We start from the raw sequence: 13,462 nt of genomic DNA, 5'->3' as shown, positions 1-13,462 counted from the left end.
CTTGTCCAGAAAATATAAGGAACAACGATGACCACTGTCTATGAATCAAATCGCTTGGCGTTTCAGGTGTCATGGGGCTCGATATTGGCCGGGAGTGCCGTGGCGCTGGTGACTTATCTGATCTTCAGCGTGCTGGGTACGGCTGTCGGTGCCCAGGCCGTGGATATGATGCAAAAGGGCAACCCGCTGAGCGGCTTTGGCACCGGCACCGGGATCTGGCTGCTGGTTTCAACGCTGGCCTCGCTGGCCGCAGGCGCGTTCGTCGCCGGCCGCACCGCACCGAATCGCGGCGGCTTGCATGGCCTGCTGAGCTGGGCGATCACCACCTTGCTGACCACCTGGCTGGTGGTTTCATTGGCGAGTGGCGTGGTGGGGCTGGCGGGCAGCGCGGTGGGCAAAGGGCTTTCGCTGGCGGGCAGCGGCCTGGCGGCGGCTGCGCCAAACGTGGGCGAAGGTCTCAAGCAACAGCTGGATAAAAAGGGCATCAGCCTTGACTGGGGAAGCTTGGAAAACCAGTTGAACGTCACGCTCAAGCAGACCGGCAAGCCGGAATTGGATCCGGCTCGGTTGGAACAGAAGGCCGATAGGGCGACCGCCGACGGCAAGCAATCGGCCATGGACGCGGCGGCCGATCCGGCGCGGGCCGCCTCCGAGCTCAAGCAGTGGTTCGACCGCGTCAAACAGTCCGGTGAGCCGACGTTGAGCGCGGCCGATAAGGATGCGCTGGTGAATATCGTTGCGGCGCGCACCGGCAAGAGCCGTGATGAAGCGAGCCAAATCGTCGATAACTACGCTCAGGCTTACCAGCAGGCGGTGCAGAAAGTGGAGAAACTCAAGGCTGAGGCCGAGCAGAAAGCGCGTGCAGCGGCCGATGAAGCGGCTAAACAGCTGTCGCGCGCCGCGTGGGGATCGCTGTTGGTACTGCTGTTGGGCGCCGCGCTGAGCGCCGGCGTGGGGCGGATTGCCGAATCAACCCGCCGCACCCTCGCGGTAAGTTGAGATGAAAAAAAACCTGTCGTGCATCTCGCTGAATTATCGAAAAGTCGCCGGGGCCTCTGCTCCCGTGCTCGTCATCGATTTTTGCAACGAGAACAACGAGCGCTATACCCTGCGCTACCACCTGCCGGCGGATACCCCGGAACGTACCGAACGGCGGGTGTCTTTGCTGCTGTATCTGTTGCGTAAGCACAGATCCGCAGAGATCGACAATCTGGCCGATTAATCAGCCCGTTGAATGAAAAGCCCGGCTTTGCGAGCCGGGCTTTTTGCTGCGCCTGGGCAATAAAGCGTGGCACAAGTGGCGCTCCAATTGACATGGAGGGAAAATAGGCCATCAAACAAGGTTTGTTGAAACGTCGATTTTTCACCGTGCGGGAAAAGATAAAACAGAAACTCTCTATGACGAACTGTGATTATCGGGCCCGAGGTTAAGGCCTTGCGCTTATCCACCGCATCTTCCTTCGCCATTGTTCATACTTTTTCGTATGCGGCTCAATCATTTTATCAATCGGCCAAGCAATAAAATACGATTTAATTTGTGATGATGAAATTCCTATTTGGCCATGTCAGTGGGGCGTAAAAAAACACTTTAAGATAAAACAATTAACATAAAGTGTGATTCACCCTGGCGGGGCAAGTGCATCTTTAATGGATGCACTTTGCATGGCGCATTTTTTATTCACGGATTTTTCGCAGGTGGATTTATATAACATGATCATTTTCAGTTATTTATACGACGGCTTTCCATACTTCATAAAAATTGAATTGGCAGGGTGATTTTTTTTAGGATTAGTCTTAATGACTTGGTTTGGTTGGTTAACGATTTTAATGAAAAGGACACGGATTTTATAAAGGGAAGGAGTGCGTATGGATTATAGAAAAGATATTCTTTTGCAAGTTCTGGAGTATATGGAGAAAAATATTATAGAGGGGCTTTCTGTTGAGAAAGTTTCCGTTATCTCTGGTTATTCAAAATGGCATTTGCAACGATTGTTTAAGCATTATTTTGGCATGACGCTCGGGACTTATATCAGGAACAGAAAGCTGAGCCGGTCTGCTGTCTTGCTCAAACAGCATCAAGGGAACATATTGGATGTCGCCCTGGCATCCGGGTTTGCTTCTCAGCAATGCTACACGCGGGCATTCAAACGTTTCTTTGGCGAAACGCCCAACAGCTTTAGGAACAGCCGGGGATGGGATTTCTCCACCCAGATTCCACCGTATGGCAGCGACAATAAACCTTATTTTTATCATACGGTCATGCCGGATGACATCGAGATGTTAAAGCAGTACAAGGCATTGATTTTCCACTCCGTCAGGAAGTACAGGGATGCCAGCGATATCGCACAGACTAATGACAGATGGCTAAACAAAAATAGGGCTGCTTATAATGTGGAAAAAAACAGAGGGAGCAAATGGCATTCTCATAGCAAGGAGCAAGAGGTTTTTCATTCCATATTTAACTTCTATATACCCATGGGGAAATACATTGTCATTCCCTTTATAGGGGAGCTGCCTGAGTATATTACCTTTTTTGAGGGCATCTATGACGCCCATCTGCCGGCCATTAATGTCAAAATGAGGGAAAGCTTTTTTATCGAGTTATATAGGTATGAGCATTTAAACAGCAAGGTTATCAATGTCGATATACTTATTCCCGTGGTGTAGTGTTGAGGAAAGGAGACATCATGAGTATAGATAAACCCTCTGGCTCGATTAATAAACACCGCCGCGCGCTCTTTATGCTACCTTTAACGTTGCCTGCCTTTGGTAGACTGAACGTTAAAGGTGTAGGCTGGCAGGCCATTCAATTAGCGCTGGCATTAACGCTCTTCATGTTTTCAGGAAATGCGATGGCAAATAATCGGGAACAGCATCAAATCGCGTTAGTCGGCACCTGGACCCATATTCCTGATGCGCCGGCCGTGCAAAAACGGATACGCCCCAGCGAAGGACTTTATCGTCTGGCGGTAAACGGCGACGGCACGTTAACCGCGCTCGACGTGATTAAAATGAAAAGCCCGTCGTGGATCGTAAAATCTCGCAATGGCCGTTTCGCCTATGTCACTAATGAAGAGGACGCGGGAAGGGTGACCGCCTTGGCCCTGGACCAAGCAGGTGCCGTACGGGTGCTGAATACGGTGAGCAGCGCGGGTAGGCAGCCGACGCATGCCACCCTCAGCCCGGACGGCAAGTTTCTGTTTGTCGCCAATTACTCCGTTGCCAAAGGCGGCGCGGGGGTGGCGGTATTGCCGATTCGCAGTGACGGCACGCTGGGAGAATGCGTGCAGCATTATCCGTTTAACCCCGGCTCCGGCGCCGTGCAGGGGCGTCAGGAAGGCGGCCATGCGCACTCAACCACCTTCAGTCGCGATGGCAACTACCTGTACGCGGCGGATCTCGGTGGCGATAAGCTGCACGCCTACCGCTATCGTTCGGATAACGCGCAGCCGTTGCAGGCGGATGCTTCGCGAGACGTGGCCTTTGCGCCTGGCACCGGCCCAAGGCACATGGTGTTCTCGCCGGCAGGCGACTATGCCTATGTCATCACCGAAATGGCGGGCGAGCTCGAGGCGTTTGCCGTTAACGACAATCGATTGACGCGGCAAGGGAAAGTGGAACTGAACGGCGGCCTCGATTCAGCGGAGGCGAAAAGCGGTGGGGCCATTATCCTGAGCCCGAGCGGCAGATATCTTATTGCCACCAATCGCGGTACCGATAACCACCTGCTGGTATTAAAAATAGGCAGGGACGGTCTGCCTGGCGTGCCGACGCGCTATGAGGCCGGCGGTATTGAGCCGCGTGCGCTCGCTTTCGATGCCGACGGCAACCATCTCTATGTGACGAATGTATTCACCAATAGCGTGACGCTGTTCGCTTTCGACGATGAGAAGGGCGAGTTGCAAGCAAGGGGAAAGGCCGCGACGGTGTCTACTCCGACGGATATTAAGTTTTTTAATTAATGCCAATTATAACGCTCGGCGACAATCGGACCTGAACAGGGGAAAGGGGCGGATTGCAGGTGCAGATGATGGGGAATGGCATGATAAGAAAGAATGGTGTCCCCGACTGGAATCGAACCAGTAACTAGCCCTTAGGAGGGGCTTGTTATATCCGTTTAACTACGGGGACGCTGCGGACCGACAACTGAAGCTGCCGGGGCATTATACCTTTTTTTACCCGCAGAATAAGCGCTTAGCGGCGCGTTTGCTCAATACCTCGCCATTTCACGCCGAAATTTCCTCGGCTAACCGATCGCGATCACGGTTTTCCCCCGCCGTGGCGCCGTTTTTCCTCTTGCCGACGCGCGGCCTGTTTTTTGGTGCTCAAATCGTTGCGGATCTGCGCGTGGCTTATCAGCGCAAAGATAAAGGTGCCGCCGATGATGTTGCCCGCTAGCGTCGGCAGAGCGAACGGGTAAATGAATGCTTGCCAGCCAATCGCGCCGTTGAACACCAGATACAGGATCTCGACCGAACCGACCACGATATGGGTCAAATCGCAAATTGCCACCAGGTAGGTCATCAGCACGATCACCCAGATTTTCGCCGCGCCGGCGGCCGGGAACATCCACACCATGGTGGCGATGATCCAGCCGGCCAGGATGCCGTTGGCGAACATTTCCCCCGGCGTATGGCGCATCACCTCTTCGCCCAGGCTGACGAAGGCGCCGCGCGTTTCGGCGTCGAACAGCGGCATATGGGTAAACGCCAGCGCCGCCAGCCCGGTGCCAATCAGGTTGCCGAGCAGCACCACGCCCCACAGGCGCAGCAGGATCAGCAGGTTGCGCGGCGTGGGCTTATGCATGATTGGCAATACCGCTGTGACGGTATTTTCGGTAAACAACTGCTGGCGCGCCATGATGACAATGATGAAACCGAAGGTGTAGCCGAGGTTCTCGATGAAAAAGCGGCTGGGATCGTCCGGCAGGCGGGCGTGGAAAATGCCTTTTGCCGCCAGCGAGGCGCCCATCGACAGCCCGGCGGCGATCGCCGACCACAGCAGCGCCAGCCCGTCGCGTTCCAGCTCTTTTTCGCCTTCCATCCGGATCTGTTCATGCACCGCCGCCGCGCGCGACGGCAGATTCTCTTCCCTGACTTCGATTTCGCGCTTGCCCTGTTCCTGCTCCTCGCTCTCTACCTGCATCGTCTCATCCGGATCGTGCTCCTGGCGTTGCTGTTCGGTCATGCTGTCGCTCCTGCTCAATAAGGGTGAGGTCACGTCATTAAGCGTAGTTGCCCGGCCTAAATGCGGCGAAAGACAGAAAAAGGTAACAAGAGTTAAAATCCGCCGATTTTTTCCACGCATTCTTGATCCTGCTCGCCATATTGGCCCGTCGGCGCGCCCGCCGCGGGCTGCGTGCGGGGAAAGGCTTATGCTATGATTCGCTATCCCAAAGAAAAATATGAGTTCCCCGATGCTGGAAGCCAAAAGTCTGAGTTGCGTGCGCGATGAGCGCATCCTGTTTAGCGAGCTAAGCTTCTCAGTTCAGCCGGGCGATATCATTCAGGTAGAAGGGCCGAACGGTGCGGGCAAGACCAGTTTGCTGCGTATTCTCGCCGGCCTGGCGCGGCCGGACGGCGGCGAGGTGTGCTGGCGCGGGCGCAACACGCTGCGCGATCGCGCGGCCTATCAGCAGGATTTGCTGTTTATCGGCCATCAACCCGGCATCAAAGCCGTATTGACGCCCTTCGAAAATCTGCAGTTTTATCAGGCGATGCGCGGTGCGGCCGATCATCCGGCCATCTGGCGCGCCCTGGAACAGGTCGGGCTGGTGGGTTACGAGGATCTGCCGGTGGCGCAGCTTTCCGCCGGGCAGCAGCGGCGCGTGGCGCTGGCGCGGCTGTGGCTCAGCGCGGCGCCGCTGTGGATCCTCGATGAGCCGCTAACGGCGATCGACAAACAGGGCGTCGCCGAGTTGATTAGCCTTTTTGAACAACATGCGCAGCGGGGCGGCATGGTATTGTTGACCACCCATCAGGATTTGGCCGGCGTCAGCCAAGCGGTGGGTAAAGTTCGTTTGGCGGAACACGACGCGGGGAGCCTGTGATGTTTTTGACCCTGGTGCGCCGCGAACTGAAGATCGCCTGCCGTAAAGGTTCGGAGATCGTCAACCCGCTGTGGTTTTTCCTGATTGTGATCACGCTGTTTCCGTTGGGGATTGGCCCGGAGCCACAGCTGCTGGCGCGCATTGCGCCGGGCATCGTGTGGGTGGCGGCGCTGCTGGCCGCGCTGCTGTCGCTGGAGCGGCTGTTTCGCGACGATTTCCTCGACGGCTCGCTGGAGCAGCTGTTGCTGCTGCCGACGCCGCTGCCGATGACGGTGCTGGGCAAAGTGTGTGCTCACTGGGTGGTGACGGGGCTGCCGCTGCTGATCCTGTCGCCGCTGGTGGCGCTGCTGCTGTCGCTCGATATGCAGACCTGGCTGGCGGTGGCGGGGACGCTGCTGCTCGGCACGCCGACGCTGAGCCTGATCGGCGCTATTGGCGTGGGGTTGACCGTCGGTCTGCGCAAAGGGGGCGTGCTGCTCAGCCTGCTGGTGCTGCCGCTGTATATCCCGGTGCTGATCTTCGCCACCGGCGCGATCGACGCCGCCTCGATGGGCATGCCGATCGACGGGTACCTGGCGATACTGGGCGCGATGCTGGCGGGCAGCGTGACATTGGCACCGTTTGCCACCGCGGCGGCGCTGCGGGTGAGCGTGCACTAGCTAACTGATTGAATGAACAGACGGGGCAAGGCCGACAAGAGCGTACCCCGCAGAAGATTTTCGCCGTTTCGATCGCTCGTGGCGGCCGACGCATAAAAATTACCGTGAGCACTGACGACAATGTGGAAATGGTTACATCAACTGGCGCGGCCTGAGCGGCTGTATCACGTCTGCGGCCGCTTTGTCCCCTGGCTGGGGCTGGCGGCGGCGGCCTGTCTGCTGCTTGGCTGGGCATGGGGCTTTGGTTTCGCGCCGAAGGATTATCAGCAGGGCGACAGCTTCCGCATCATTTATATTCACGTGCCGGCGGCCATGTGGTCGATGGGCATCTACGCCTCGATGGCGGTGGCGGCGTTTATCGGCCTGGTGTGGCAGATGAAAATGTCCGATACCGTGGTGGCGGCGATGGCGCCGATCGGCGCGGTGTTCACCTTTATCGCGCTGGTGACCGGCTCCGCCTGGGGCAAGCCGATGTGGGGCACCTGGTGGGTGTGGGATGCGCGTCTGACCTCCGAGCTGGTGCTGCTGTTCCTTTATATGGGCGTCATCGCGCTGTACCACGCCTTTGAAGACCGCCGCCTGGCGGGCCGTGCCGCCGGCATTCTGGTGCTGGTGGGTGTGGTGAATATCCCTATCATCCATTTTTCGGTCGAATGGTGGAATACGCTGCATCAGGGCTCGACCAATATGCAGCAGTCGATCGCGCCAAGCATGCGCACCCCGCTGCGCTGGGCGATCCTCGGTTACCTGCTGCTGTTCGTCACGCTGACGCTGATGCGCCTGCGCAATCTGATCCTGTTCCAGGAGCGCCAGCGCCCGTGGGTCGCCGGGCTGGTGAATAAGGAGCGTCAGTCATGAATGCCGCGTTCGATTCCTGGTCGGCGTTTTTCGCCATGGGCGGTTACGCCTTCTATGTTTGGCTGGCGGTCGCCGCCACGCTGATTTCGCTGTTGGGGCTGGTGGCGCACACCGTCTGGCAACGGCGGCAGTTGCTCGCCGAGATCGGCCGCCGTCAGGCGCGCGAGCGGCGCATTCGCCATGCGCAACAATCAAAACAAAAATCCGCCGCACCGCGGGAGAAATCATTGTGAATCCACGTCGTAAAAGCCGCCTTTATCTGGCGATCGTCGTGCTGATCGGCATCGCGCTGACCGCGACCCTGATGCTGTACGCGCTGCGCTCCAACATCGATCTGTTCTATACCCCGGGTGAAATCCTGCAGGGCAAAGGCGAAAATCATGAGAAGCCCGAGGTCGGCCAGCGGCTGCGCATCGGCGGCATGGTGATGCCCGGCTCGGTGAAACGCGATCCCAACACGCTGCAGGTCAGCTTCAAGATTTACGACGCGCGCGGCGCGATCGGCGTGACCTACACCGGCATTCTGCCGGACCTGTTCCGCGAAGGGCAGGGCGTGGTGGCGCAGGGCGTGCTGGGCGAGGGCAACGTGGTCAATGCGCGCGAAGTGCTGGCCAAACACGACGAGAAATACACGCCGCCGGAAGTGGCCGACGCGATGAAAGAGAACCACAAAGGCCCGGCGCAGGCGTATAGCGCGCCGCAGGCGGAGGGCGCCAAGTCATGATGCCGGAACTGGGCAGTTTTCTGCTGTGCCTGGCGCTGGCGATCGCGCTGTTGCTGAGCATTTACCCGCAGTGGGGCGCGGCGCGGCAAGACAGCCGCATGATGGCGGTAGCCCGCCCACTGACCTACGGCATGTTCGCCGCGATTGCGCTGGCGTTCCTGTGCCTGGTGCACGCCTTCGTGGTCAACGATTTTACCGTCGCCTACGTGGCCACCAACTCCAATACCCAACTGCCGGTGTATTACCGCATCGCCGCCACCTGGGGGGCGCATGAGGGGTCGCTGCTGCTGTGGGTGCTGCTGCTGAGCTGTTGGTCGCTGGCGGTGGCGTTGTGCAGCCGGGCGATGCCGCAGGACGCGGTGGCGCGGGTGCTGTCGGTGATGGGGATGATCACCGCCGGTTTCCTGCTGTTCATTATCATGACCTCCAACCCGTTCACCCGCACGCTGCCGAATTTTCCGATCGACGGCAGCGATCTCAATCCGCTGCTGCAGGATATCGGCCTGATTTTCCACCCGCCGCTGCTGTATATGGGCTATGTCGGCTTCTCGGTGGCCTTTGCCTTCGCCATCGCCTCGCTGATGGCCGGCCGGCTCGATACCGCCTGGGCGCGCTGGTCGCGCCCCTGGACCACCGCCGCCTGGGTGTTCCTCACGCTCGGCATCGTGCTCGGATCGGCCTGGGCCTACTATGAGCTGGGCTGGGGCGGCTGGTGGTTCTGGGATCCGGTGGAAAACGCCTCCTTTATGCCGTGGCTGGCCGGCACCGCGCTGATGCATTCGCTGGCGGTGACCGAGAAACGCGGCACGTTCAAAGCCTGGACGGTGTTGCTGGCGATCACCGCCTTCTCGCTGTGCCTGCTGGGCACCTTCCTGGTGCGTTCCGGCGTGCTGGTCTCGGTGCACTCCTTCGCCTCCGATCCGGCGCGCGGCATGTTTATCCTCGCCTATCTGGTGATCGTGATCGGCGGTTCGCTGCTGCTGTACGCGGTCAAGGGCGGCCAGGTGCGCAGCCGGGTGCAGCACGAGACCTTCTCGCGCGAGACCTTCCTGCTGGGCAACAACGTGCTGCTGATCGCCGCCATGCTGGTGGTGCTGTTGGGCACGCTGCTGCCGCTGGTACACAAACAGCTGGGGCTGGGCAGCATCTCGATCGGCGAGCCGTTCTTCAACACCATGTTCACCTGGCTGATGGCACCGCTGGCGCTGCTGTTGGGCATCGGCCCGCTGGTGCGCTGGCGCCGCGATGAGCCGAGCAAGCTGTGGCGCCGCCTCGGCGTGGCGCTGCTGGCGACGCTGGTGCTGTCAATCCTGCTGCCGTGGCTGCTGCAGGACAGCATCGCCGGCATGACGGTGGTGGGCCTGATCATGGCGCTGTGGGTGATCATCCTGACGCTGATGGAGCTGCATGAGCGCGCTACCCACCGTCACGGTTTCTGGCGCGGCCTGCGCCAGCTGTCCCGCAGCCACTGGGGCATGGTGCTCGGCCACCTCGGCGTGGCGGTGACGGTGATCGGCATCGCCTTCAGCCAGAACTACAGCGTGGAGCGCGACGTGCGGATGAAAGCCGGCGACAGCGTGGATATCCACAACTATCATTTCGTGTTCCGCGACGTGCACGACATTCGCGGCCCGAACTACAGCGGCGGCGTCGGCATCATCGACGTCACGCGCAACGGCAAGCCGGAGGCGACGCTGCACGCGGAGAAACGCTACTACAGCGTGGCGCGCAGCATGATGACCGAAGCGGCGATCGACGGCGGTTTCAGCCGCGATCTGTACGCGGCGCTGGGCGAGGAGCTGGAGGACGGCTCCTGGGCGGTGCGCCTGTATTACAAACCCTTCGTACGCTGGATTTGGTTCGGCGGGGTCTTTATGGCGATCGGCGGCCTGCTGTGCATTCTCGATCCGCGTTATCGCATGAGCAAAAAACTCAAGCGCGAAGGCAAACTGGAGGCGCAACCATGAAGCGTAAGCTGCTGTTTATCCCATTGGTCCTCTTCCTGCTGCTGGTGGCGGCGCTGATGGTGCAGCTGACGCGCAACGCCGGCGGCGAAGATCCGACCATGCTGGAGTCGGCGCTGATCGGCAAACCGGTGCCGACCTTCAGGCTGGAATCGCTGGATCAGCCCGGCAAAACCTACGATCAGGCGGTGCTGCGCGACGGCAAGCCAATCTTGCTCAACGTCTGGGCCACCTGGTGCCCGACCTGCCGCGCGGAACATCAGTATCTTAATACGCTGGCGGCGCGCGGCGTGCGGGTAGTCGGCCTGAACTACAAAGACGATCGCGCCAAGGCGGTGACCTGGCTCAATTCCCTCGGCAATCCCTATGCCCTCAGCCTGTACGACGGCGACGGCATGCTGGGGTTGGATCTCGGGGTGTACGGTGCGCCTGAAACCTTCCTTATCGACGGCCAGGGGATTATTCGCTATCGCCACGCCGGCGACATGAATGAGCGCGTCTGGCAGCAGGAAGTGTTGCCGCTGTACAAAAAATACGGGGGTGAAGCATGAGGCTGATTGTCCTGCTGTTCGGCGCGCTGCTGTGCTGGAGCGCCGCTGCGGCGATCGATACCTATCGCTTCAACTCCGTCGAGCAGGAGCAGCAGTATCGCGAGTTGACCGAACAGCTGCGCTGCCCGAAATGCCAAAACAACAGCATTGCCGATTCCAACGCCATCATCGCCGCCGACATGCGCACCAAGGTGTACGAGCTGATGATGCAGGGGCAAAGCAAGCAGCAGATCATCGACTACATGGTGGCGCGCTACGGCAACTTCGTCACCTACGAACCGCCGGTAACGCCGGCGACGCTGATCTTGTGGGTCGGCCCGCTGCTGTTCGTGCTGATCGGCGGGGCGGTGGTGATCCTGCGCACCCGGCGCCGGCCTGGCGCGGCGGTGGACGATGAATTCTCCGAACGGGAGCGGCAGCGCCTGGCGGCGCTGTTGCACGAGACTGACAGGAAGAAACCCTAATGGCTTTTTGGCTGATTATTTGCGTATTGCTGGCCGGCGCCGCCGCGCTGCTGGTAGTGCCGGCGATGCGCCACGGCAAGCAGAGCGCCGCCACGCGCGATGCGTTGAACAAGGCGTTTTATCAGGATCGCCTCAGCGAGCTGGAGCAGGACGAGCAGCAGGGCGTGGTGGCCGAGCGCCCTGAACTGGTGAAAGAACTGCAACAAAACCTGTTGAACGACATCCCGGCCGAGCAGGCGGCGCAGGCGAAGCCGATCAATCGCTGGGCGCTGGTGCCGGGCGTGCTGTTATTGCTGGCGGTGACCGTTGGCTTTTATCTGAAAACCGGCGGGCTGGCGCAGGTGCTGGACTGGCGTCTGGTGCAGGCGCAAATGCCGGAATTGCGTGAGCGAGTCGCCAATGAGCGCGCCAAACCGCTGAGCATGGAAGAGATTGCCCGCCTCGGGCTGGGGCTGCGCACCGCGCTGCAGCAGGACGATCGCAACGTCAACGACTGGATGATGCTGGGGCGCGTTGGCATGGCGCTCAACAACGCCACCACCGCTACGCAGGCATTTGCCCATGCTTATCAATTGGATCCGAATAGTCTGGAAGTGCGGCTCGGCTATGCCGAGGTCTTGACGCGCTCCAACGATCCGGAGGATAACAAGCAGGCGACGCAGCTGCTGCGGCGCATGATCGCGGAAAATCACGGCGATCCGCGGGTGCTGAGCCTGCTGGCGTTCAATGCCTTCGAACAGGGAGATTTCAAGCAGGCGATCGGCGCCTGGCAGGTGATGCTACAGCTGTTGCCGGCCAACGATCCGCGCGCGGAAGTGATAAAGCGCAGTATTGCACAAGCAAAAATTCAGGCGGGCGAAGAAACTGTTAAACTGAATGTGACCGTATCGCTGTCTCCGCTCGCGGCGAAAGCCATGCCGCCGCAGGGGACGCTGGTCATTTCGGTCACCGACGGCGTCAGCCCGGTGCCGGTCGCGGTAAAGCAATTGCCGCTGAGCCGTTTCCCGCTGTCTTTCTCTTTGGATGACAGCAACGCCATGATGCCCGAGCGCTTACTCTCGGCGCAGCATCAGGTGCAGGTGCGTGTGCGCCTCTCGCAGGACGGATTGGCCACGCCGCAGCCAGGGGACTGGTTCGGCGAAAGCTCGCTGCAGCGATTCAGCGGTAAAGAGCAGGTTAGCGTTCAGATAAACAAGCAGGTCGCTGAAAAATAAGACCGAACGTGTTTTTATGGAGAAAAATATGAATTTTCGCCTGACTGGGGTGGCATTCGCAACGGTATTACTGGTGGGCTGTGCCAGCGCGCCAGACAATGAGCCGCAAGGGCGTTCCGATCCGCTGGAAGGGTTTAACCGGACGATGTTCGATTTCAACTACAACGTCCTGGATCCTTATATCCTGCGTCCGGTTGCGGTGGCCTGGCGCGACTATGTGCCGATGCCGGCGCGTAACGGCATCAGTAACTTCACCTCCAACCTGGAAGAGCCGGCCAGCATGGTCAACGCCTTCCTGAAGGGCGATCCTTACCGCGGGATGATTCACTTCAACCGTTTCTTCCTGAATACCCTGCTCGGGATGGGGGGCCTGATCGACGTGGCCGGCATGGCCAACCCGAAACTGGCGCGTGAAGAACCGAACCGTTTCGGCAGCACGCTGGGCCATTACGATGTGGGTTACGGCCCGTATGTGATGCTGCCGGGCTACGGCAGCTTTACCCTGCGTGACGAAGGCGGCGATTTTGCGGATACGCTGTATCCGATGCTGAGCTACCTGACCTTCTGGATGTCGGCGGGCAAATGGGTGGTCGAGGGGATCGAAACCCGCGCCCAGCTGCTGGATTCCGACGGCCTGCTGCGCAATTCCTCCGATCCTTACGTCATGGTGCGCGAGGCTTACTTCCAGCGCCACGATTTCATTGCCAACGGCGGCTCGCTCAAGCCGGAAGAGAACCCGAACGCCAAAGCGATTCAGGGCGAGTTGGACGAAATCGACTCGCAGTAATCTCTGGCTGTATCTCGTGCAAGCCCGCCGTCAGGCGGGTTTTTTTATGCCGGCGGCAAACGGTGGGCAAAAAAAAAATCTATGGTCACCCCCGTTTTTGCAACACCGATTTTGATTTATGATGGGCTTGCTTAAATCTATACGGCGTCTGATGGGTAACACTGCGTTACCCGCGCCACGATGAAGTCCGCA

At 59.3% G+C, this 13,462-nt stretch carries 16 protein-coding genes and 1 tRNA gene; 14 read left to right on the top strand and 3 right to left on the bottom strand.

The features are described from left to right. The first annotated feature begins 27 nt into the window (after positions 1-27). Together M6G53_RS15345 and M6G53_RS15340 are read left to right on the top strand one after the other, a co-directional pair. Positions 28-999, top strand: a complete 972-nt coding sequence (locus tag M6G53_RS15345; protein WP_253332735.1) for a hypothetical protein — start codon at positions 28-30, stop codon at positions 997-999. 1 nt (position 1,000) lies between these two features. Then, positions 1,001-1,222, top strand: a complete 222-nt coding sequence (locus M6G53_RS15340) for a hypothetical protein (protein WP_253332733.1) — start codon at positions 1,001-1,003, stop codon at positions 1,220-1,222. Here M6G53_RS15340 and M6G53_RS15335 read toward each other — a convergent pair. Further along, on the bottom strand, positions 1,219-1,467 hold the full coding sequence (locus M6G53_RS15335; RefSeq protein ID WP_253332729.1) for a hypothetical protein: 249 nt from the start codon (positions 1,465-1,467) through the stop codon (positions 1,219-1,221). The genes M6G53_RS15340 and M6G53_RS15335 overlap by 4 nt on opposite strands. A gap of 399 nt (positions 1,468-1,866) precedes the next feature. Here M6G53_RS15335 and M6G53_RS15330 point away from each other — a divergent pair, with 399 nt between their 5' ends. Both M6G53_RS15330 and M6G53_RS15325 read left to right on the top strand, forming a co-directional pair. After that, a complete protein-coding gene (locus M6G53_RS15330; protein ID WP_253332727.1) occupies positions 1,867-2,667 on the top strand; it encodes a helix-turn-helix domain-containing protein in 801 nt (266 codons plus the stop codon). A 20-nt stretch (positions 2,668-2,687) separates the two neighbouring features. Continuing rightward, positions 2,688-3,962 (top strand): lactonase family protein, encoded by a 1,275-nt coding sequence (locus M6G53_RS15325; protein ID WP_253332725.1) that lies wholly within the window; start codon positions 2,688-2,690, stop codon positions 3,960-3,962. A 94-nt stretch (positions 3,963-4,056) separates the two neighbouring features. On the opposite strand, the gene M6G53_RS15320 is transcribed toward M6G53_RS15325, so the two are convergent. Together M6G53_RS15320 and M6G53_RS15315 are read right to left on the bottom strand one after the other, a co-directional pair. Next, positions 4,057-4,131 (bottom strand) — tRNA-Arg (locus tag M6G53_RS15320). A 129-nt stretch (positions 4,132-4,260) separates the two neighbouring features. Continuing rightward, positions 4,261-5,187 carry a formate/nitrite transporter family protein gene (locus tag M6G53_RS15315; protein ID WP_253332723.1) on the bottom strand — a complete coding sequence of 309 codons (927 nt, stop codon included), beginning with the start codon at positions 5,185-5,187 and terminating at the stop codon, positions 4,261-4,263. Positions 5,188-5,416: 229 nt separating this feature from the next. Here M6G53_RS15315 and ccmA point away from each other — a divergent pair, with 229 nt between their 5' ends. The 10 genes from ccmA (at position 5,417) to mlaA (ending at position 13,270) form a co-directional block, all read left to right on the top strand. Continuing rightward, positions 5,417-6,049 carry a cytochrome c biogenesis heme-transporting ATPase CcmA gene (ccmA, locus tag M6G53_RS15310; RefSeq protein WP_253332857.1) on the top strand — a complete coding sequence of 211 codons (633 nt, stop codon included), beginning with the start codon at positions 5,417-5,419 and terminating at the stop codon, positions 6,047-6,049. Continuing rightward, a complete protein-coding gene (gene ccmB / locus M6G53_RS15305; RefSeq protein WP_253332721.1) occupies positions 6,049-6,708 on the top strand; it encodes a heme exporter protein CcmB in 660 nt (219 codons plus the stop codon). Before ccmA ends, ccmB begins: the two co-directional genes overlap by 1 nt. Positions 6,709-6,828: 120 nt before the next feature. After that, on the top strand, positions 6,829-7,566 hold the full coding sequence (locus tag M6G53_RS15300) for a heme ABC transporter permease (protein WP_253332719.1): 738 nt from the start codon (positions 6,829-6,831) through the stop codon (positions 7,564-7,566). Beyond that, positions 7,563-7,799 (top strand): heme exporter protein CcmD, encoded by a 237-nt coding sequence (gene ccmD / locus M6G53_RS15295; protein ID WP_004936267.1) that lies wholly within the window; start codon positions 7,563-7,565, stop codon positions 7,797-7,799. Before M6G53_RS15300 ends, ccmD begins: the two co-directional genes overlap by 4 nt. Beyond that, positions 7,796-8,290, top strand: coding sequence for a cytochrome c maturation protein CcmE (gene ccmE, locus M6G53_RS15290; protein ID WP_253332717.1), 495 nt, complete (start codon positions 7,796-7,798; stop codon positions 8,288-8,290). Before ccmD ends, ccmE begins: the two co-directional genes overlap by 4 nt. Beyond that, positions 8,287-10,257: a heme lyase CcmF/NrfE family subunit gene (locus M6G53_RS15285; protein ID WP_039564915.1), complete on the top strand. Its 1,971-nt coding sequence runs from the start codon at positions 8,287-8,289 to the stop codon at positions 10,255-10,257. Before ccmE ends, M6G53_RS15285 begins: the two co-directional genes overlap by 4 nt. Then, entirely contained in the window at positions 10,254-10,805 is a 552-nt protein-coding gene (locus M6G53_RS15280) for a DsbE family thiol:disulfide interchange protein (protein ID WP_015378623.1), read from the top strand. Before M6G53_RS15285 ends, M6G53_RS15280 begins: the two co-directional genes overlap by 4 nt. Next, positions 10,802-11,269, top strand: a complete 468-nt coding sequence (locus M6G53_RS15275; RefSeq protein ID WP_253332715.1) for a cytochrome c-type biogenesis protein — start codon at positions 10,802-10,804, stop codon at positions 11,267-11,269. Before M6G53_RS15280 ends, M6G53_RS15275 begins: the two co-directional genes overlap by 4 nt. Beyond that, a complete protein-coding gene (gene ccmI / locus M6G53_RS15270) occupies positions 11,269-12,483 on the top strand; it encodes a c-type cytochrome biogenesis protein CcmI (RefSeq protein ID WP_253332711.1) in 1,215 nt (404 codons plus the stop codon). The genes M6G53_RS15275 and ccmI overlap by 1 nt, the downstream gene beginning before the upstream one ends. A gap of 28 nt (positions 12,484-12,511) precedes the next feature. After that, complete coding sequence (gene mlaA / locus M6G53_RS15265) at positions 12,512-13,270, top strand: phospholipid-binding lipoprotein MlaA (RefSeq protein ID WP_253332709.1); 759 nt, start codon at positions 12,512-12,514, stop codon at positions 13,268-13,270. Positions 13,271-13,462 lie beyond the last annotated feature (192 nt).

The sequence above is a fragment of the Serratia nevei genome (genome assembly GCF_024160145.1).
In the GTDB taxonomy this organism is placed as follows: Bacteria; Pseudomonadota; Gammaproteobacteria; order Enterobacterales; family Enterobacteriaceae; genus Serratia; species Serratia nevei_A.
This window is presented reverse-complemented; position numbering and strand designations above follow the sequence as displayed.

What these genes read in the sequence shown, in the direction of transcription:
- M6G53_RS15345 (WP_253332735.1), top strand. Translation starts at nt 28, where the DNA reads ATGACCACTGTCTATGAATCAAATCGCTTGGCGTTTCAGGTGTCATGG.
- M6G53_RS15340 (WP_253332733.1), top strand. Translation starts at nt 1,001, where the DNA reads ATGAAAAAAAACCTGTCGTGCATCTCGCTGAATTATCGAAAAGTCGCC.
- M6G53_RS15335 (WP_253332729.1), bottom strand. Translation starts at nt 1,467, where the DNA reads ATGGCGAAGGAAGATGCGGTGGATAAGCGCAAGGCCTTAACCTCGGGC.
- M6G53_RS15330 (WP_253332727.1), top strand. Translation starts at nt 1,867, where the DNA reads ATGGATTATAGAAAAGATATTCTTTTGCAAGTTCTGGAGTATATGGAG.
- M6G53_RS15325 (WP_253332725.1), top strand. Translation starts at nt 2,688, where the DNA reads ATGAGTATAGATAAACCCTCTGGCTCGATTAATAAACACCGCCGCGCG.
- M6G53_RS15315 (WP_253332723.1), bottom strand. Translation starts at nt 5,187, where the DNA reads ATGACCGAACAGCAACGCCAGGAGCACGATCCGGATGAGACGATGCAG.
- ccmA (WP_253332857.1), top strand. Translation starts at nt 5,417, where the DNA reads ATGCTGGAAGCCAAAAGTCTGAGTTGCGTGCGCGATGAGCGCATCCTG.
- ccmB (WP_253332721.1), top strand. Translation starts at nt 6,049, where the DNA reads ATGTTTTTGACCCTGGTGCGCCGCGAACTGAAGATCGCCTGCCGTAAA.
- M6G53_RS15300 (WP_253332719.1), top strand. Translation starts at nt 6,829, where the DNA reads ATGTGGAAATGGTTACATCAACTGGCGCGGCCTGAGCGGCTGTATCAC.
- ccmD (WP_004936267.1), top strand. Translation starts at nt 7,563, where the DNA reads ATGAATGCCGCGTTCGATTCCTGGTCGGCGTTTTTCGCCATGGGCGGT.
- M6G53_RS15285 (WP_039564915.1), top strand. Translation starts at nt 8,287, where the DNA reads ATGATGCCGGAACTGGGCAGTTTTCTGCTGTGCCTGGCGCTGGCGATC.
- M6G53_RS15280 (WP_015378623.1), top strand. Translation starts at nt 10,254, where the DNA reads ATGAAGCGTAAGCTGCTGTTTATCCCATTGGTCCTCTTCCTGCTGCTG.
- M6G53_RS15275 (WP_253332715.1), top strand. Translation starts at nt 10,802, where the DNA reads ATGAGGCTGATTGTCCTGCTGTTCGGCGCGCTGCTGTGCTGGAGCGCC.
- ccmI (WP_253332711.1), top strand. Translation starts at nt 11,269, where the DNA reads ATGGCTTTTTGGCTGATTATTTGCGTATTGCTGGCCGGCGCCGCCGCG.
- mlaA (WP_253332709.1), top strand. Translation starts at nt 12,512, where the DNA reads ATGAATTTTCGCCTGACTGGGGTGGCATTCGCAACGGTATTACTGGTG.